At 72.3% G+C, this 17,923-nt stretch carries 19 protein-coding genes; 6 read left to right on the top strand and 13 right to left on the bottom strand.

The genetic code is table 11. The features are described 5' to 3' along the window. Positions 1–3: 3 nt before the first annotated feature. The 4 genes from ACA514_RS29430 to ACA514_RS29415 form a co-directional block, all read right to left on the bottom strand. Entirely contained in the window at positions 4–1,200 is a 1,197-nt protein-coding gene (locus ACA514_RS29430) for a TIR-like protein FxsC (RefSeq protein ID WP_375044501.1), read from the bottom strand. A 133-nt stretch (positions 1,201–1,333) separates the two neighbouring features. Next, the gene (locus ACA514_RS29425) at positions 1,334–2,161 is read right to left on the bottom strand and encodes an aminoglycoside N(3)-acetyltransferase (RefSeq protein WP_375044500.1); all 828 of its coding nucleotides are present in this window, start codon (positions 2,159–2,161) and stop codon (positions 1,334–1,336) included. A gap of 6 nt (positions 2,162–2,167) precedes the next feature. After that, complete coding sequence (locus ACA514_RS29420; protein WP_375044499.1) at positions 2,168–4,426, bottom strand: FxsB family cyclophane-forming radical SAM/SPASM peptide maturase; 2,259 nt, start codon at positions 4,424–4,426, stop codon at positions 2,168–2,170. 18 nt (positions 4,427–4,444) lie between these two features. Continuing rightward, entirely contained in the window at positions 4,445–4,624 is a 180-nt protein-coding gene (locus ACA514_RS29415) for a hypothetical protein (protein WP_375044498.1), read from the bottom strand. A gap of 279 nt (positions 4,625–4,903) precedes the next feature. On the opposite strand from ACA514_RS29415, the gene ACA514_RS29410 reads away from it, so the two are divergent. Together ACA514_RS29410 and ACA514_RS29405 are read left to right on the top strand one after the other, a co-directional pair. Further along, positions 4,904–5,782: a DUF4231 domain-containing protein gene (locus ACA514_RS29410; RefSeq protein ID WP_375044497.1), complete on the top strand. Its 879-nt coding sequence runs from the start codon at positions 4,904–4,906 to the stop codon at positions 5,780–5,782. Positions 5,783–5,827: 45 nt separating this feature from the next. Then, a complete protein-coding gene (locus ACA514_RS29405; RefSeq protein ID WP_375044496.1) occupies positions 5,828–6,349 on the top strand; it encodes a hypothetical protein in 522 nt (173 codons plus the stop codon). Positions 6,350–6,365: 16 nt separating this feature from the next. Here ACA514_RS29405 and ACA514_RS29400 read toward each other — a convergent pair whose 3' ends face one another. The 4 genes from ACA514_RS29400 to ACA514_RS29385 all read right to left on the bottom strand — a co-directional run bounded on the left by ACA514_RS29400 (position 6,366) and on the right by ACA514_RS29385 (position 9,987). Beyond that, entirely contained in the window at positions 6,366–7,196 is an 831-nt protein-coding gene (locus tag ACA514_RS29400) for a VOC family protein (RefSeq protein ID WP_375044495.1), read from the bottom strand. After that, positions 7,193–7,999, bottom strand: coding sequence for a VOC family protein (locus ACA514_RS29395; protein WP_375044494.1), 807 nt, complete (start codon positions 7,997–7,999; stop codon positions 7,193–7,195). The genes ACA514_RS29400 and ACA514_RS29395 overlap by 4 nt, the downstream gene beginning before the upstream one ends. A gap of 118 nt (positions 8,000–8,117) precedes the next feature. Then, positions 8,118–8,672, bottom strand: coding sequence for a hypothetical protein (locus tag ACA514_RS29390; protein ID WP_375044493.1), 555 nt, complete (start codon positions 8,670–8,672; stop codon positions 8,118–8,120). Positions 8,673–8,721: 49 nt separating this feature from the next. Continuing rightward, positions 8,722–9,987: an alpha/beta hydrolase-fold protein gene (locus tag ACA514_RS29385; RefSeq protein WP_375044492.1), complete on the bottom strand. Its 1,266-nt coding sequence runs from the start codon at positions 9,985–9,987 to the stop codon at positions 8,722–8,724. A gap of 366 nt (positions 9,988–10,353) precedes the next feature. Here ACA514_RS29385 and ACA514_RS29380 point away from each other — a divergent pair, with 366 nt between their 5' ends. Further along, positions 10,354–10,896 (top strand): NUDIX domain-containing protein, encoded by a 543-nt coding sequence (locus ACA514_RS29380; protein ID WP_375044491.1) that lies wholly within the window; start codon positions 10,354–10,356, stop codon positions 10,894–10,896. A gap of 17 nt (positions 10,897–10,913) precedes the next feature. Here ACA514_RS29380 and ACA514_RS29375 read toward each other — a convergent pair whose 3' ends face one another. Next, on the bottom strand, positions 10,914–11,228 hold the full coding sequence (locus ACA514_RS29375) for a hypothetical protein (protein WP_375044490.1): 315 nt from the start codon (positions 11,226–11,228) through the stop codon (positions 10,914–10,916). After that, positions 11,225–11,434, bottom strand: coding sequence for a hypothetical protein (locus ACA514_RS29370; protein ID WP_375044489.1), 210 nt, complete (start codon positions 11,432–11,434; stop codon positions 11,225–11,227). Before ACA514_RS29370 ends, ACA514_RS29375 begins: the two co-directional genes overlap by 4 nt. 195 nt (positions 11,435–11,629) lie before the next feature. On the opposite strand from ACA514_RS29370, the gene ACA514_RS29365 reads away from it, so the two are divergent. Continuing rightward, positions 11,630–12,424, top strand: coding sequence for a helix-turn-helix domain-containing protein (locus ACA514_RS29365; protein WP_375044488.1), 795 nt, complete (start codon positions 11,630–11,632; stop codon positions 12,422–12,424). Beyond that, entirely contained in the window at positions 12,421–12,684 is a 264-nt protein-coding gene (locus ACA514_RS29360; RefSeq protein ID WP_375044487.1) for a DUF397 domain-containing protein, read from the top strand. The genes ACA514_RS29365 and ACA514_RS29360 overlap by 4 nt, the downstream gene beginning before the upstream one ends. A 62-nt stretch (positions 12,685–12,746) precedes the next feature. Here ACA514_RS29360 and ACA514_RS29355 read toward each other — a convergent pair whose 3' ends face one another. The 3 genes from ACA514_RS29355 to ACA514_RS29345 form a co-directional block, all read right to left on the bottom strand. Further along, positions 12,747–13,232, bottom strand: coding sequence for a hypothetical protein (locus ACA514_RS29355; protein ID WP_375044486.1), 486 nt, complete (start codon positions 13,230–13,232; stop codon positions 12,747–12,749). A gap of 372 nt (positions 13,233–13,604) precedes the next feature. Further along, a complete protein-coding gene (locus tag ACA514_RS29350; RefSeq protein ID WP_375044485.1) occupies positions 13,605–15,215 on the bottom strand; it encodes a serine/threonine-protein kinase in 1,611 nt (536 codons plus the stop codon). Between the two features lie 73 nt (positions 15,216–15,288). Further along, on the bottom strand, positions 15,289–16,785 hold the full coding sequence (locus ACA514_RS29345) for an MFS transporter (RefSeq protein WP_375044484.1): 1,497 nt from the start codon (positions 16,783–16,785) through the stop codon (positions 15,289–15,291). Between the two features lie 122 nt (positions 16,786–16,907). Here ACA514_RS29345 and ACA514_RS29340 point away from each other — a divergent pair, with 122 nt between their 5' ends. After that, positions 16,908–17,921: an Lrp/AsnC family transcriptional regulator gene (locus ACA514_RS29340; RefSeq protein WP_375044483.1), complete on the top strand. Its 1,014-nt coding sequence runs from the start codon at positions 16,908–16,910 to the stop codon at positions 17,919–17,921. The last annotated feature ends 2 nt before the right edge of the window (positions 17,922–17,923 follow it).

The raw sequence follows: 17,923 nt of genomic DNA, 5'->3' as shown, positions 1-17,923 counted from the left end.
GCGTCAGCTGTCCGGTCCCCGCAGGGTGGGACGGGGCATGGTCGGCGGCGTCCGCGGCGGGTGCACGTTCGCCGTCTTCAGGTAGCGGGTGACGGCCTCGTTGACCGCCTTCGGCAGCGCGTCGCGGAAGGCGGCGACCGAGGTGACGCGCTTGGCGGAGCCGTGCAGGGCGGTGCTCTTCGGCAGCACCTCGGTCAGGTCGCCGTTCAGCTCGTCGGCCCGCTCGGTGGTCTCGGGGTCGTCGGCGTTGAACGGCGCGATGACGTTGACCGGGTCGCGGTCCAGCTGCCGCAGCCGCTTGCCGATGTCGCGGTCCCGGACCGCCCACGGGTCGACCAGCAGCACGCCCGGCGAGTCGGCGGGCCGGACGCCGGCCTCGTCGACGCCGTCGATGATGGAGCGGTGGCCGAGCTCGGTGAGCACCTGCCCGGCGAACGCGCCGATCGGCATGGTGTGGGCCTCGCTGCGGAACGGCGTCCACTCGCGCGGCGTCCGGCCGTAGTAGTAGGAGTCGCGTCCGGGCGGCAGCCGCTGGGCGGACTGCGCGGCGAGCGTCAGCCGGATCGCCGGGCGGGACGCGCCGGGCGGGTTCTCGGCGAACGGGCTCTGCAGCGTCTCCAGGCTCGGGATGGGCCGCGACGCGAGCGCGCACTCGGCGGCCCGCTCCTTGATGAGCGCGGCCAGCCGCAGCACCGTCTCCTTGTAGTGCTCGCGGTGCCGGCCGAGCTTCATGATCCCGTACAGGCCCTCCGCGGCGTAGGCGGCCGGGAACCCGGGCGGGACGTTCTGCATCGACTGCAGCGGCTGCGGCACCTCGTCGGGCCGCATCGGCATCCACAGCGCGGGAATGATCGCCGACGGCACGTCGAGCCCCGCCGACAGCGCCTGGTAGCGCTTCAGAAACGCCGCCCACTCCTTTCCGCAGTAATCGCTGAGGAAGTAGGCGGGCGAGAACAATGCGACGAAGACCCGGCAGTTCGCCAGCGCGTCCGCGAGATGGTCGGGCCACTCGTCGCCCACCGGAATCTGCCTGTCCATAAAACCGGGATTCTGCATGCCCGTGGCGTGCCCGACGTCCTGGCAGAGGTCGTCGAAGAACTTGACCACCCACCGGTCGGAGTTCTCCGGACGGTACCGCGACCTGGCATAACTCAGGAAGAAGTGCGGGCGTCGCTCATCCGCCAGGGGTCTTCCGAGCATGCCGTTCCTTCCGGGGTTCCATCACTGTATAGCGGCAATGCCGGGCACGATACAGCTCGCCGGACGTGTATTTTTACCGGGAGCAGTTCTGTGCGTCAGATGACACGAAGCGGCCATGCCCGGCGCCGGCCCGTCATCGCGTGCGCGCGTGCGCCATCCAGCCCGAGGCGAAATCCACGGCCTGCCGCAGCGGCAGCAGCCGGGCCTCCGCGGCCCCGACCCGGCCTTTCACGACAAGGCGCGTGCGGTCGAGCGCGGCGCCGATCTCCGGAAAGTCGCCGTCGTCGAGGACGACGTCGCGGTACCGCCACCATCGCGGCCGCCCGCCGCGCAGCACCATGCAGCCGTACCAGCGGGTCGGCGGATCGTGCCGGTAGCGGTACTCGGCCAGGTGCAGCGCCGTGCAGCTCTCGTAGCCGACGCCGAGCAGCAGGACCGACGCGCCCGCGTCGTAGAGCCGGGCGAGCGGCGAGCGCTCGCCGAGGTGGCAGCCGGGGTCGTGGCCGCCGGCGAAGTGGCCGGCGCGGGCGTGCAGCGCGGCGAACGACGTCTGCGGGTGGGCGCTGCGCACGGCCCCCGGCGACGTGCGGACGTGCTCGGCCAGCGCGCCCATGCCGGTCGACGGCGTCGTCTCCGGGTCGAAGGGCGGCATCGTCCGCAGGTGGCGGCGCCGTTCGTCCTCGCTCATCCCCCGGGTCCGGGCGAGGAACGCGCGGGATGTGTCGGAGTTGTCGGACGTGGCGGTCGGGACGACGATCGTCCCCTCGGGCCCCAGCACGTCGGCGAGCGCCGCGGCGACCGCCCCCGCGCCGCCCTCCACCCTGCCGATCCGGCGCAGCGAGGCGTGCACCAGGACGCGGCTCCCCCGTTCGACGCCGAGCGTCCGCAGGTCCGCCGCCAGCGACGCCCGGTCGGCCGCGGCCGCCGCGCCCGGCGGCCCTGGACGCGTCGCCTCGGACACGGGTCGTCAGCCGGCCGCCGGGGAGGCCGCCCAGCCCTCCAGCGTGCGGCGCATCCCCGCGACGAACTGCTCGCCGAGGCCGGTCAGCGCCCCGGACTCCTGGAGCGTGCCGGCCGCCTCCACCGTCTTGGGGTACCAGTCGCCGAACTGGTGCGCCGCCTCGGCCGCCACGTCCGGGTCCGGGTCGCGCGTCCGGCGCCGCCAGAAGTCGGCGACCGCTATGTGGGCGTACGTGCCCTGCAGCAGCCCCTCCAGCGGGCGCGGATCCGTCCGCCAGGGCGCGTCGTACAGGCGGCGGTCGGCGCGATCGTAGAGGTCGACGAAGTCGAGGACGGCGCCGAGCTTGACGTGCTGGAACTCGTGCAGCAGCAGCAGGCAGAGCGTCGCCGGGCGGTCGGGCAGCGCGATCCCGACCGAGCCGAACGCGTCCCGCGCCGCCGAGCTGGCGCTGCCGCCGCGCCCGGGCGCCTCCAGCGGGACGATGGTGGTGAGCGCCCCGGCGATCCCGGGCGCGTACTCGGCGTACTCCTTCTTCAGCAGCGTCCAGGCCTCCTCGAAGAACGCCTGCCACCGCGCGAACCCCCCGGCGTCGAGCCGCGCCGCCGCCGGGTGCTCGTGGCAGTCGCGGTAGGGGTCGAGGTCGTCGAGGGCGACGGTGAACGTCCCGGCCCTCAACTGCCGGACCGGTTCGAGCGGCCCGGCCGCGTCCACGTGCAACTCACCGTCGTGCACGCGGACAGTCGTGCTCTCCCGCCCGGGGACCGGGTACCGGCCGATCGCGGGGAAGTAGACGGCGCCGTCGCGGACGGGCACGGTGAGCTCGGCGCTCGTCCCCGCGCGCGCGGCGGCCACGGCGGCGAGGGCGGCGAGCATGCCCCCGTCCGACCCGTCCGACCCGTCCGACCCGGGCGCGCGGAGCCGGTGTACCGCCCACGCCCGCACGTACGGGTGGGCCACCGCCGAGTCGAACGCCTCCGGCGCGGTCTCCGCGACCCGGCTCAGCACGTCGAACGCGGCGCCAGAGCCGGCGGCACCGGCCTTGGCGACCAGAACCCGGCGGCCGACCGCCTGCGCGTCGCGGAGCCGGGCGATCGCCGCAGGGTCGCCGTATCCGGTGGCGAGCGACCGCAGCGCGCCGGGCGGCAGCGCGTGCGCGGGCCGGGACGCCAGCTCCTGCACGTGCTCGATCACGGCGAGCAGGTCGGGGCAGTAGACGCTCGGGTTGCCGAAGCCGGAGCCGTCGCCGCGGTACCGGTGGGCGAACAGCCCGCCGCCGCACGTGCCGACGACGGGGCATTCCCGGCACTGCGCGGACAGCGCCGCGAGCCCGCCGCGCCGCGCCTCGATGCCCGGATGCCCGGCGGCCTGGTCGACCGCGTGGCCGAAGACGTCCATCCCGGTGGCGGGCGCGCCGTCGTAGGCGGTCTTGAGCGAGTCGGCCTGCTCGTAGCTCCCGTCGGTCTCGACGACGAGCACGTCGGCGGGCTCCAGCCCGAGCGACTCGGTGAAGCTGGCGCCGCCCCGGCCGGCGCTGACGATCGAGTCGAAGATCCGCACCGGCACCGGGCGGCCCCCGGCGAACCACCGGTCGGCGATCTCGATCAGCCAGTCGGCGTACGCGGTCGCGGACGGGCGGAGCGGCGGGGCGTCCCAGGTGTGGTGCGGCCAGAGGAAGTCGATCGCGGGCGGCCGGTGCGCGACGAGCGCCTCGTACACCGCGACCGGGTCGTTCGCCACGTCGATGGTGCACAGCAGGCCGGAGAACAGGTCCGGGTAACCGTCGCGGAGCAGTTCGACGGCACGCACGGCCTTGTCGTAACTGCTCCGCCCGTCACGGTAGAGGCGGTGCCGGTCGTTCGCCGCCCGGTCGCCGTCCAGCGAGATACCGACCTTGACGCCCTGCTCCCGGAACAGCTCGCAGAACCGGGCGTCGAGCAGCACGCCGTTGGTGTGCATCCGCAGGTCCACTTCGCAGACCCCGCGCAGCGGCGCGCGCAGTGCGGCGATCAGGTCGGCGAGATGGCGCACGCCGGCGAGCAGCGGCTCGCCGCCGTGCAGGACGACGGAGACCTCCTTCAGCCCGTGCGCCGCCGCGTGGTCGGCGATGCGCCGGGCGGTGCGCGCCATGGTCGCGACCGGCATCCGCACCGGGCGCGCGCGCCAGCTCTGGTCGGCGTGCTCGAACACGTAGCAGTGGTCGCAGGCCAGATCGCAGCGCCCGTGCACCTTGAGCACGAACTGCCGCAAAGCGGTTGAGGAGGTCATTGTGCGAGGTGACTATTGTCAGATATAAGAGTTGAAGGCCGCTACTCGGACCGGATCGGCCCCCTCCTCGTCCTGATCGTCGACACGGGTCAGGCGCGCGGCGATGCGGGCGGCGCCGGCATCGGAGGCGAGGTCGTCGAGGGCGAGCTTCCGCAGGTCGATGAGATCAGGCGCGTCTTTTAGGTCAAGAACGTCCACGGTGGTCCACCCTCCAAGGGAATGACGGTACGTGACTTCAGTACGCCACTGTGTGTCGATAAAAGACGGTCAGAGGCGACTCACGACCGCGTAAAGTTTGTTCAAATTAGCCGTCCGGTTACAGTCCTCGCACCCCGGGTGGCCAAGTCGTTATCTCTTTTGACGGTGGCGCGGAGACGCTCGCCGTGCTCGCGATTGGCCAGAATCGGACATCCGGGCATGTGCGGACTTATACGCACATAGCTTGACGCGCAACTCCGTCCTGTTTCCACTCGAAGAGTGGAGGCACTCGCCGAATCGGACTTTCCGCCGCTTTTCCGGGTGGCGGACGCCAGCGCGGTCGACGGGCAGCATCGGCTGCTCGTCGCGACCGCGCTGCGGCTGTGCGCGCTGCTCGCCGCCGCCGTCCTCGGCGCGTTCAGCGTGCCCGCCGGGCGGCTGGACGCGGCGGCCCTCCTCGCCGCGGCCGGGCTCGGCACGGCCCTGGTCATCGAGGTCTACCTGCTCACCGAGCGGCCCGACCGGCAGTGGTACGAGTCGCGCGCCGCGGCCGAGTCCGCGAAGACGCTCGTCTGGCGGTTCGCGGTCGCGGGCCAGCCGTTCGGAGTGGAGGTCGACGAGCGCGCGGCCGAGTCGCTGCTGCTGCACCGCTTCTCGGTGATCCTCGGCAACATGCACGCGGTGGGCGGCGATGGCGACGACGGCAGCCGGCCCCAGGTGACGGACGAGATGCGGGCGCTGCGCGCGCGGCCCTTGCCGGACCGCCGGCAGGTGTACCGGACGGGCCGGATCCTCGACCAGCGCCGCTGGTACGCGCGGCGCGCCAAGGAGCACGGCCGCAGCGTCGCGCGGTGGTCGCTGTTCCTGGCGACGATGGAGGCCCTCGGCCTGGTCGCGGCGGTGCTGAACGCGGTGGGGCTGTTCGGCCTCGACCTGCCGGGCATCGCGGGGGCGATCGCCGCGGGCGGCCTGGCCTGGGTGCAGACCCGCCAGCACCAGCAGCTCGCCACCGCCTACGGCATCGCCGCGCAGGAGCTCGCCGACATCTCCACGCGGCTGCGGTGGCCGGAGACCGAGCCGGAGTGGGCCCACTTCGTCGACGAGGTCGAAGAGGCCATCTCCCGGGAACACACCCTCTGGTGGGCGTCCCACGTCTGAACCGTCCCCGCCGCCCGCCCGCGCACTGCACACCGGAGGAAGCCCATGCGGATCGCCATCACCGGACACCGGGACCTCGACGGCCCCACGGCCGCGCTGGTGCGCCGCGAGATCCGCGCGCTGCTCGCGCCGTTCGCCGGCGACCTCGCCGGCGTCTCCTGCCTGGCCGCCGGGGCCGACCAGATCTTCGCCCGGGCCGTCCTGGACCTCGGCGGGCGGCTGGAGGTCATCGTCCCCGCGGCCGGGCACGCCGCGGCGCTCGGCGGCCGCGCCCGGCTCGGCTTCGAGGAGCTGGCGGCCCGCGCGTCCGGCGTCCGGCAACTCGGCTACTCCGCCCCCGGTCCCGGCCCCTACCTGGAGGCCGGCCTGGCGATGCTCGACCGCGCGGACCGGCTCGTCGCGGTGTGGGACGGCGCGCCCGCGCGGGGACGCGGCGGGACCGCCGAGATCGTGGAGCACGCGCGCCGCCGGGGCATCCCCGTCGACGTCGTCTGGCCGGGCGGAGCCGTCCGCGCCTGCGCCGCCGGGACGAGCACGCCGGCGTGCGCGGTGCCGGACCGCGCGTGACGCCTCGGACCAAGGTCTACGGGGAGCCCAGGGACAGGCCGGGGCCGTCGACGACCCTCGGGGTGATGATCGCGAGCCGGGCGCCGGTGGGGTCGGTCATCATCGCGTACCGGCCGGGCTGGATGTCGGCGGGCTGGATGCGGACCTGGCCGCCGAGCTCGGTGGCCCTCGCCGCGACGGCGTCGCAGTCCTCGACCCAGAAGTAGGGGATCCAGTGCGGCGGATAGTGCGGCGGCCACCGGTCGTCCATGGAGACCATGCCGCCGACGGACCAGTCGCCGATCTTCCAGTTGGTGTAGACGGAGCCGTAGTAGTCGCGGTCGACCGCCTTCCAGCCGAACACCCCGCCGTAGAAGCGCCGGGCCTCCTGGACGTCGCGGCACGCGAGCTCCGCCCAGCACATCGAGAACGGCTGGTTGACGATGCCGAACTCGATCGCGGCGCCGGGCGTGGCGACCCCGAAGTCGACGCCCTCCGTGTCCATGCAGAGCGCCATGGAGCCGATCCCGGCGTAGTCGGTCGGCGGGATGAGCTCGCGCCCGCCCAGGGCTCTGACGGTGTCGACCGTCTCCTGGAGAGACTCCACCTTGAAGTAGCAGGTCCAGGAGGGCGGCTGCGCGTCGTCGGCGAGCGACTGCATGCCCGCCACCTCCGGCCCCTGGACGTCCCCGAGCGTGAACATCGTGTAGTCGCCGTAGTCGGGGACGTTCAGGGTGTAGGAGTACCAGCCGAACAGTTCGCTGTAGAACGTCCGGGCCTCGTCCGGGCGGGGGCTGGCGAGGTCGATCCAGCCCGGCCAGCCCGGGTCCGGCCGCGTCGGCTCGTGTGCCGTCGGCTCCTGCGTCATCGGGCCTCCCCGGGGCCGTCGCCGCGGGCCGGGGTGATCACGGCCAGCCGGGCGCCGGCCGGGTCGGCGAGCACCGAGTACCGGCCCGGCCCGATGTCGGTGGGCGGGAGCAGGACGCGGCCCCCGAGCTCGGCGGCCCTGGCGGCGGTCGCGTCGCAGTCCTCGACCCAGAAGTACGGGATCCAGTGCGGCTCGGCCTCGTAGGCGTACCGGTTCAGCTGCTCGATGGAGACCATGCCGCCCACGGACCAGTCGCCGACCTTGAAGTTGGTGTACGGGGTGTAGTACTCGCGCTCGACGGTCTGCCAGCCGAAGACCTTGCCGTAGAAGCGGCGCGCCTCCTCGGTGTCCCGGGACGCCAGCTCGACCCAGCACATCGCGGCGGGCTCGTCGACGACGCCGGCGCCCTTCAGGTTCCCGGGCACCCACAGCGCGAAGTCGGCGCCCTCGGAGTCGCTGCACAGCGCCATCCGCCCGAGGTCGGAGACGTCCATCGCGGGCACCAGTTCCTGCCCGCCCGCGGCCTTGACCGCGGCGAGGGTGGCGTCGATGTCGTCGGTGCGGAAGTAGCACGTCCAGGACGGCGGCTGGGCGTCGTCGGCGAGCGCCTGCATCCCCGCCACCTCCGGCCCCTGGACGTCGCCGAGGGTGAAGATGTCGTAGTCGCCGTACTCGGGGACGGTGACCGTGTAGACGTACCATCCGAACAGGCTGCAGTAGAACGCCCCCGACGCCTTCACGTCGGGGCTCGCCAGCTCGGCCCAGGACGGGCGGCCGGCGGCGTGTCCGGTCACTTCGGGCATGATCCCGCCTTCGGAGCGCGCATGAACACCACGTTATGGGCGGATGTGCCATCACGACGGACGCGGCGATTCCGGAATACCCCAAAGACCAGCCAAAATTTGGCCAAAGCGGGCGAGCCTAAACGCTCACCACTTCCTGCAGTAGACCCCATACGAAGTGGGCCACATAGGACGATCCGTCGGGGGTGGAGAATCCGACATGCCAGCGGCTCGGCGCGTCGCCGTCCTGGTGCGCGAGGCCGTCCCACCGCGCGGCCAGGTCGCCGACCACGCACGTCCACGGGACGAGGTCGTCGACGGTGCGCAGCTCCGGCACCGGCGCGCCGTCCGCGCGGACGAGCCACTCCTGCGCGACCGACCCGTCCGGCGCCATCATGATCTCGAACCGCAGGCCGGGCCACAGCGGGAACGGCGGCCAGGAGGCCACCTCGCACACGACGTCGCCGACGCGGCGCTCCCCGGCTTCGGCGGGGCCGAGGACGGCCTCGTAGCGGCGCCGGCCGCGCGGGAACGTCCGGGACCGCAGGATCCGCTGCCAGCGGGCGTTGACCTCGCGCATCTCGGTGCGCGAGGCGTCCAGGGCGCGCATCGCGTCCTCGACGAGGCCGGGCTGGTAGTCCGCCATCCGGCGCAGCAGCACGAGCTGGAACTCGCGCCGCGCCAGTCCCTTCACGCGGCCACGCTACCGCCCGCGCGGGACATGCCCGCCGGCACGCTCGGGGTCAGGACTTCTTGGCCCCGATGGCGGCCATCATGGCCGGCCAGCTGAGGTCCACCTCGCGCCGCCAGTACTTCCAGTTGTGCATGCCCGGCCCGTACAGGTGCGAGGTGACGGAGACGCCGGACCGCTTGGCGGCGTTCACGAAGTTGACGGTCATCTGCCCGGCGAGGTCCTCGCCGACGCGGCCCGCGTCGCCCGGCGCCGCGTTGGGGTTGTCGTAGGGGCCCGGCTTGCCGTTGCCGGCGGAGATGTAGAGGCCCGTGCCCTTGAGCTTACGCACGTTGACGGCGGCGTCGTGCGACTCCCAGTTCGACCGGTTGAAGATCGGGTCGCCCCAGATCTTCGTGCCCGCGTCCTTGTTCATCAGGGTCAGCACCGCCGGCATGCCGGGCGCGGTGATGTTGAGCGCGCCGCTGTAGGACGCGGCGTACTTGAAGTAGCCCGCGTGGCGCTCGGCGTAGGTGATCGCTCCCTGCCCGCCGGACGACAGGCCCATCGCGGCGCGCGTGGAGCCGGCGTGGAAGTTGGCCTCCATCAGCGGGATGACCTCGGAGATGTGGAAGCTCTCCCACATGGGGATGCCGCCCTTGCCGCCGTTCCACCAGTTGGCGTACGAGCCGTTCGAGCCGCCCTCGGGCATGACGACCATGACGTTGTAGTTCTTGGCGACGTTCTCGATGTGGCCGTCGTGGCTCCACGACGTGTACTTGTTGTTGCCGCCGTGGTAGGCGTACACGACCGGGTAGGTCTTGGTGTCGCTCGCCTTCCACCCCTTGGGGACGAGCACCCGCGCCTGCACGACCGAGCCGAGCGCCGGCGAGGCGATGCTGACGTCGAACTCCTGCGCGTGCACCTTCTTGATCGCGGTGATCGTGGCGCCGTCGGGGGCCTTGCGGTACTTGCCGTCGCCGACTCCGGGCGGCAGGTGCGGCTTGTCGCCGTGCGCGCCGTTGTTGGTGTCGGGGTCGTTCTTGGCGGGCGAGCCGCCGGTCCCGAACGGGTTGCCGCCGTGCGTCAGCGGCAGGTTCGGGACCTTGATCGGCGTCTGCTTGGGGGCCGGCGCCGTCGGCGACGGCGCCCCGGAGACCTGGGTCGGCTGGGTCGGCGGCCCGAAGGACGGGATCGGCTGCGCGTTGCCCGCGGCCTGCGGCTTGCCCTTCGGCACGCCCACCCCGGCCTGCGCGAGCCCCACCATGACGGCGGGCAGGATCACGGCCGCCGCCGCCGTCCCGGCGATGGCGATCTTCCTGTCGGTACGCTTCTTCATGGACTCCCCAGCCGATCGGACCGAGCCGGACCGCGCGCCTGTCCCGGCCTTGTGCTCGCTCGCCCGAAGAAACTACTGTCCCGGCAGTCACATCCGCAAGTATTGACAAGAATTCCAATAAAAGTCACGCATTCCGGCTTGCCCGAATGGCGCGGCTCCGGCTCACCGCCAGTCCGATCGGCAGCGGGGCGACCTGCGGCGAGCCCGCGACGACGAACCCCTCGGCGATCGCGCCGACCCCGCCGCCTCCGAGGCCGGCACCGGGAACCGATCGGCGAGGTAGGCGGTCAGGCCGGTTGTGGCCTGCCGCCTGCGATCCGATCGCGCGGCGGCGAGCATGTTCACGTCGGGGAGGGGGACCTTGCGGTGGTCGAGCATCCGGCGCCGGTGGTCGTCTCGTCCCGCGGCGTCTACGAGAACCCGTGGATCTCCGTCCGCGAGGACGAGGTGATCCACGCATCCGGCGAGCCCGGACTGTTCGGCGTCGTCACGATGACGGACGGCGTCACGATCCTGCCGATCACGGCGGACGGCCGGGTGTTCCTGGTGCGCGAGTACAAGTACGGGCTGGGCAGGCCGTCGATCGAGCTGGTCAGCGGCGGTCTGGACGACGGTGAGTCTCCGATCGCGGCGGCGCGGCGCGAGCTCGCGGAGGAACTCGGGCTGACCGCACGCGAATGGATCGACTGCGGCCACGTCGACCCGTTCACGGCCATCGTCCGGTGCCGCAACCACCTGTTCATCGCCCGCGACCTGACCGAGGGCGAGGCGGCACCGGAACCGACCGAGCACATCGAGCCGCTGGACATGCGATTCGACGCGGCGATGGAGAAGGCCCTGGACGGGACGATCACGCACTCGGCGACGTGCTGCCTGCTGATGCGCGCGCGTCTGCGCTCGATCGCCTGACGGCGGACGCCGGATCTTCAGCCGGGGGCGCCCAGGTATCCCTTGATCATCACCACGGCGTCGGTGATGCGCTCGGACTCGGCGATCGGCTGCCGCCAGGACGTGAAGAACCAGTACCGCCCGCCGTCCGCGTCGTACGGACGGCACGTGACCGTGTCACCGGCCGCCTTCTGGCCCGCACAGCATCCGGCCCTCGACCTGTTGCGGACGACCAGACCGCCGGCCACGTTCTCGACCGCGAACCCGTGCGCCTTGAGGTGCATGGCGAGGGCCTGGAGCCGCACGTACGACTCGACACCCGCGTTGTGCTCGTCGTGGTCGGAGACGCTCACGGCCGCCTCCGGACGGACTCGGCCAGCGCGACCCTCTCAGCCAGGCGCGTCTGCGCGTCGCACAGCAACCAGAGTTCGCCCTCATCACGGGCCTGCACCTCCGGCAGGCAGCCGTTAAGCAATTGGTAGTCGGTCAGCCCGTCGAGACGACGCGCCACGAAACGGCCGCCCATGGCCTCGCCGTACCAGCCGGACGCGAGCACCATGTGCCCGCTTTTCGGTGAATCGGCCACTATCGTCCTGCAACTCATCCAAGGAACCTCGTGTCGGAGTTGACGAACTTCTGTGACCACATTCACACCGTGAGTTATGGTCGGCCAGTAACCGCAGGACACCCCCGGTCAAGCGGAAAACAAGATCAACTCAACCACGTCGCCTGGTTAACCCCTCCGGAGGCCGCAATGGCTGAGAACCAAGCCCGCGTCTTCTTCGGCGAAGAGCTTCGCCGCATGCGCGAGAAGGCCGAGCTCACCGGCAAAGAGCTGGCCGACGCGCTCGGCTGCACCCCGCAGTGGATCAGCACCATGGAGAGCGGCCGCAAGGTATCCGAGCAGAGCGCCAAGGATCTCGACACGTACTTCAAGACGGACGGCCACTTCTACCGCCTGTGGAAGCACGCCAATAACGTCGAAGTACAGACCACGCTTCCGCCCGGCTTCACGGAGTATGCCGAACGTGAAAAGAAGGCGTCCTCGATCCGCGTCTTCTCAGCCCTACTCCTTGGCGGCCTGTCTCAAACACAGGAGTACGCACGTTCGATCATCGGGGCCGACCGAACCTACGGCGTGGACGAGATCGTAGAGCAGCGTATGGAGCGGCAGGCCGTACTCCTACGCGATCCACCGCCCTTCGTATGGTTCACCATCGACGAAACGGTGTTGTATAGAAGAATCGGCAGCCCGCAGATCATGCGAGCACAACTCCAGCATCTCTTGGAACTCGATGAACGCGCCAATGTGACGGTCAACATCATCCCGCAGGATGTCGGCTATCACGCTGGACTAGGGGGAAGTTTCCAGATCCTTAGCTTCGGAGGCTCCGAAGCAGCGTATTCAGAGGCGGCCGGCGTCGGAACCTTGATCGAACAACCCGACAGAATTGATGGGTTCGCCGTACGCTGGGACCTGTTGCGAAGCCACGCGCTCCCAGTAGCCGGGTCGCGTGCTGCGATCAGGACCGCGATGGAGAATCTATGAACAACCTTGGGGCCATCCGTTGGCGTAAGAGCAGCTACAGCGACCACCAGGGCGGCAACTGCGTCGAAGTGGCGGAGCTGTGGCGTAAGAGCAGCTACAGCGACCATCAGGGCGGGGAGTGCGTCGAAGTGGCGGGTCTTGCTCCTGTTATCGGGGTGCGGGACAGCAAGGATCCTGAGGGGCCGAGGCTGATGTTCGGCCCGGCGGCGTGGCGGGCGTTCACGCGCGAGGTCAAGGGCAACGGGTACGACCTGGCCTGACGGGCCGGGGGACCCGGGCGGCGCGGGGCCGCCCGGGTCGAAGGGTGGTCAACTCCCGGTGGTCACTGGGAGAAGACGTAGGTGGCGGTGAGGGTGACGGACTGCACCAGGCAGAAGCCGCCCGTCGCCGAGACCTTCTGGTTACTGAAGGTGACGGTGGCCGGGAGCGTGTCACCGCCGGAGTAGGTGCCGTTGATGGTGCCGCCGTAGGTGCAGCCGAGGGCCTGGACCGAGAAGCCGGTGATGCTGGCGTTGCCGCCGCTCAGGCTGCCGCTCCACGGCAGGTTCTGCGGCGTGACGCCGGCGGGGCAGCCGGAGATGCTCGCGGAGGTGACCGTGAGGGAGCCGTCGGCGGCGAGGTCGCCGCTGAGGGTGGATCCGCTGCAGGTCACGGCGGTGCCCGCGTCGATCGTCATGTTCCCGGACAGGTTGGCGGTGTAGGGGCCGGCCGTCCACGCCAGGGCGGGGGCGGCGGTCGCGGCGACGGCGATGGCGGTGGCGGCTGCGGAGGTCGAGGCGATGGCGGCGAGTTTCTTGATGCGGGACAAGGGGAGCCCTCATTTCGGGACGGCGGGCGTCGCGCCTGCACCCGGCGAACGGGGTGGGAGATTCCGCGACCCGGGACGCCCCGATCCGCACATGTCGGGTGGGCGGTGGGAGCACCGCGGCGTCGAGGAACGGTGTCCGGAACCGTCGCGCCACTCGACATCGGTATCCGGTCACCTGGGTAGAACGCGTTCTAGTGAGAACGTAGACAGCGACCGGGAATCCGTCAATACCCGATTGTGAACACTCAGGTCACGGTGGGCCTCCACCTGAGCGGACGGGGAACTAGAACCGAATTCTGTTTGGATTCGGACGGCAGAATCCCGGTTCTCCGGGCGAGCCGGATCGCCTTTCGCGTTACCGGTCCCGTCCCGTCAGCAGACGCGCACGGATTGGGATATCTCCTGGTGGACGGGGCTTTGCAGCACCATCCGGTAAGTGTGCGTGCCGGCCGTCTCCTCGCTCTGGAACGAGGACATGGTGAAGTCGGATTCGGCGGCGGTGTGGATCGGGTGGCCGCGCCCGAGGCGTCCGTCGAAGTAAATGCTGAATTGGATGCTCGTGGGGTTCTTGCTGCCGACGATGCTGTACTTGAACGGGAAGTTCGCGTTCTTGGCGTAGCACCCGCCCGACCCGCCGACCTTGAAGTAGGCGATGCGTGCGGTCGGCCCGCCGGGGCTGGTCGGGGAGGTGCCGCCGCCTCCCCCGGTGCTCCCGCCGCCGGAACCGGAACCGGAACCGCCGGAGCCGTGCCCCGGTGAAGGGCTGCCGGACGAGCGGCCCCGGTGACCGGCGCCCGGGCTGGAGGAGGAAGCCGACGGCGACGGGCTTCCCGAAGTCGGGGACGCCGCACCCGCGCCGGAGTCGGCCGACGTTCCGGTGCCCTGCTGGGGCCTGGCCCCGGCGTAGCCCGCCGCGCCGTCCTCCCCCGGTGACGCGCCCGCGCCGTCCGGCCAGGCGAGCCACGCGGCCACCGCCGCGGCAACGACCAGGACCATGGCGCCCGCGCCCGCCCGCAGCAGCACGGCGGGCCGCCGGTTCGGCGGCTTCTGCTTGCCGCGTCCGGCGTCGAGCACCGTCTGCGGCGCGCCCGGCATCGGGAGCGGGGCGGGGGCGGCGACCGGCGGCGGTGGCGGTGGCGGTGGCGGTGGCGGTGCGGCGGCTGCGGGCGGAGCGGCGGGTTCCTGGTGGCGGGAGCCGAGGAGGCGCAGCAGGACGGCCTGCATGGACGGGCGCCGCGCCGGGTCCTTCACCAGGCAGGCGGCCACGGTCGCGCGCAGCGGCTCCGGGAGTTCGCTCAGGTCGGGCTCGCCCTGGAGGACGCGGTGCATGATGGCTGGGAAGGTGTCCGCGCCGAACGGCGGCCGCCCGGTGGCGGCGAACGCGATCACCGAGCCCCAGGCGAAGACGTCCACCGGCGGGCCGGCCGCCTCCCCGGCGAACTGCTCGGGCGCCATGTAGGCGGGGGTGCCGATGATGCTGCTGGTCAGGGTGAGCGGCGACTCGGTGTCGCGGGCGATGCCGAAGTCGATGACGCGCGGGCCGTCCGGGCCGAGCAGGACGTTGGACGGCTTGAAGTCGCGGTGCACGACGCCGGCCTCGTGGATCGCGGCGAGCGCGGTCGCGGTCGCGACGGCGAGCCGCTGCAGGGCCGCGCCGTCCCGCCGCCCGGCCTGCTGGAGGGACGGGCCCTCGACGTACTCGGTGACGATGTAGGGGCGCGGCCCGTCCAGCGAGGCGTCCAGGACCTGGGCGATGCAGAACGGGTCGACGCGGCGCGCCGCCGCGATCTCCTTGGTGAACCGCTCGCGGACGCGCGGATCGGCGGCGATCTCCGGCCGGAGCACCTTCACCGCGACGGGCGTGCCCGCCGCGCCGTGCCCGAGGTACACCACGCCCTGCCCGCCCATGCCGAGCCGGCCGGCCAGCCGGTAGGGGCCTACGACCGGCGGGTCGTCTGGTGCCAGCGGCTCGGCTTCCGGCATCGGAGATGACTCCTGGTGCATGGGGGGCGGGGTGACGCAACTCTATTGGATCATCGCGCTCCGTTCGATCCGGTCATTTCGCCGCCGTCGCGACGGGCTCGGGCGCGACCGCGGGGACCGCCGGCTTGTCCCGGCGGACCAGGGCGAACACCGCGATCCCGGCGGCGATCGCGATCACCCCGGCGGTCGCCGTGGCGGCGTCGAGGGCGGACGCGAAGGCCGACTCGACCGCCCCGCCGGGCGTCCGGTGGATCACCTCGGCGGCGTGCCCGCCGGCGACCGCGCGGGCCGTTCCGGCCGGATCGCGGACGTCGCCGTCGAGGGAGCGTTCGAGCGCGCCGTGGAAGACGCTGCCGAGCACCGCGATCCCGAACGCGAACCCGAGCTGCCGGAGCGCGCTGACCGCGCCGGCCGCGCTCCCGACCCGCTCGGGCGGCACCGCGGCCGTCGCCGCCGCCGTGACGTTCGGCAGCGCGACGCCGACGCCCACCCCGGTGAGCGCGAACCCGGGGAGGAGCGCGGCCCAGCCCGATCCGGCGGTCAGCACCGACTGGCCCAGCGTCCCGGCGCCGACGAGCAGCAGCCCGATGCCAATGGTGAGCCGTGCCGGGACCGCGTGCAGGAACCGCCCGGTCAGCCAGGACGCCGCGAACGCCAGCCCGCTCATCGGCAGGATCGCCAGCCCGGCGCCGATCGCGCCGAGCCCGGCCGCCGACTGCAGCCACAGCGAGGTGTAGAGGAGGTAGCCGAACGCCGTCCCGGACATCGCCAGCGAGGCGATCATGATCCCGGTGAAGGCCGGCGCGCGGAACAGCCGCAGGTCCAGGAGCGGGTGCGGCGAACGGAGCTCGACGGCGGCGAACGCGGCCAGCGCGACCGCGCCGGCGGCGAGCCATCCGAGCGTCGCCGGCGAGGTCCAGCCGGCTTCTCCGGCGCGGGTCAGCGCGTAGGTCACCGCGCCGGCGGCCGCGGCGAACAGCGCGACCCCGGGCACGTCGATCCGGCGGGCCGCCGGGTCGCGCGACTCGCGCACCACCCGCAGCGTCAGCGCCACGGCCAGCACGCTGACCGGCAGGTTCAGCAGGAAGATCCACCGCCAGCCGAGCGCCTGCGTCACCAGCCCGCCGAGCACCGGCCCGACGCCGGCGGCGGCGCCGTTCGCCGCGCCCCAGACGCCGAACGCCACGGCCCGGTCGCGGCCGCCGTAGGCGGCGGTGACCAGCGCGACCGTCGTCGCGAACATCATCGCCGCGCCAGCGCCCTGCACCGCCCGCGCGGCGAGGAGCACCGGCGCGTCCGGCGCCAGCCCGCAGGCCAGCGACGCCAGCGCGAACAGCACCAGCCCGATCACGTACACCCGGCGGCGCCCGGCCCGGTCGGCGAGCGCGCCCGCGCCCATCAGCAGCGCGGCCAGCACCAGCGCGTAGACGTCCATGACCCATTGCAGGGAGGAGAACGACGCCCCCAGCCCCACCGCCATGTCCGGCAGCGCCACCGTGACGATGTTGACGTCCACCAGCAGCATGAACGCCCCGAGGCACACGGCCGTCAGGGGCCACCACTTGCCCATCTCGATCCTCCGCGATCGTCCGTCGTCCGTTGTTCGTCCCGGCAACGATCACGCGGTGGATGCCAAGAAACCACTCAGCACCGATTGATCTACCAGTTTTCGACATCTTCTACGCTGTGGTGGTGGAAATCCTTGAGGCGGACGATCTCGACCGGCAGCTGATCCACGCCCTCCAGCTGGACGGCCGGGCGTCGTTCAGCCGGATCGCGGAGGTGCTCGGCGTCTCCGACCAGACCATCGCCCGCCGGTACCGGCGGCTGCGCACCCGGGACCTGCTGCGGATCGTCGGCGTCCCGTCCGCCGACTCGGCCGCCCACGGCCGGTGGCTCCTCAGGCTCCGCTGCGCGCCCGGCGCCGCGCGGGACGTCGCCGCCGTCCTCGCGCGCCGCCCCGACACCGCGTGGGTGCAGATCGTCTCGGGCGGCACCGAGGTGCTGTGCATCGCGCGGGCCCGCAGCCAGGACGACAGCGAGCAGTTCCTGCTCGACCGGCTCCCCCGCAGCGCCCGCGTCGCCGGCATCGCCGCCCACTCGGTGCTGCACACCTACTACGGCTCCCCGCACCGGGTCCGCGGGCTCAGCGCGCTCGCGCCGCCGCAGGTGCGCGACCTCACCCCGGACCCGGTGCCCGAGACCGCGGACATCGGGCCGCTGAGCGACGGCGACCAGCGGCTCCTGGACGTGCTGGCCCGGGACGGCCGGGCCGGGCAGGCCGAGCTCGCCGCCGCGACCGGATGGTCGCAGTCCACCGTCGGGCGCCGCCTCGACCGCCTCCGCGCCACCGGCGTCCTGCACTACTACGCCGAGTTCGACCTGCCCTACGTGGGCCTGCACACGGCGGCGCGGCTGTGGGCGAGCGTGCCGCCCGCCGACCTCGCGGCCACCGGGCGGGCGCTCGCCGGGCATCCCGAGGTCGTCTTCGCCGCGGCCACGACCGGCTCCGCGAACCTCGCCGTGCAGGTCGTGTGCCGCGACTCCCGCCACCTGTACCGGTACCTCACCGAACGGGTCGCGGCGTTGAAGGCCGTCCGGCAACTGGAGACCACGCCCATCGTCCGGAATGTCAAGCGCGCCGGCACGATCCTCGACCCGGCGTTCCGCGCCGCGCGCGGACCGCGCCCGGACGCGGGTCGCTGACC

It is taken from the genome of Actinomadura sp. NTSP31, from assembly GCF_041951385.1.
Taxonomy (GTDB): domain Bacteria; phylum Actinomycetota; class Actinomycetes; order Streptosporangiales; family Streptosporangiaceae; genus Spirillospora; species Spirillospora napierensis.
Note: the sequence above shows the minus strand (reverse complement) of the source record. Positions and strands in the feature narration are given on the sequence as shown.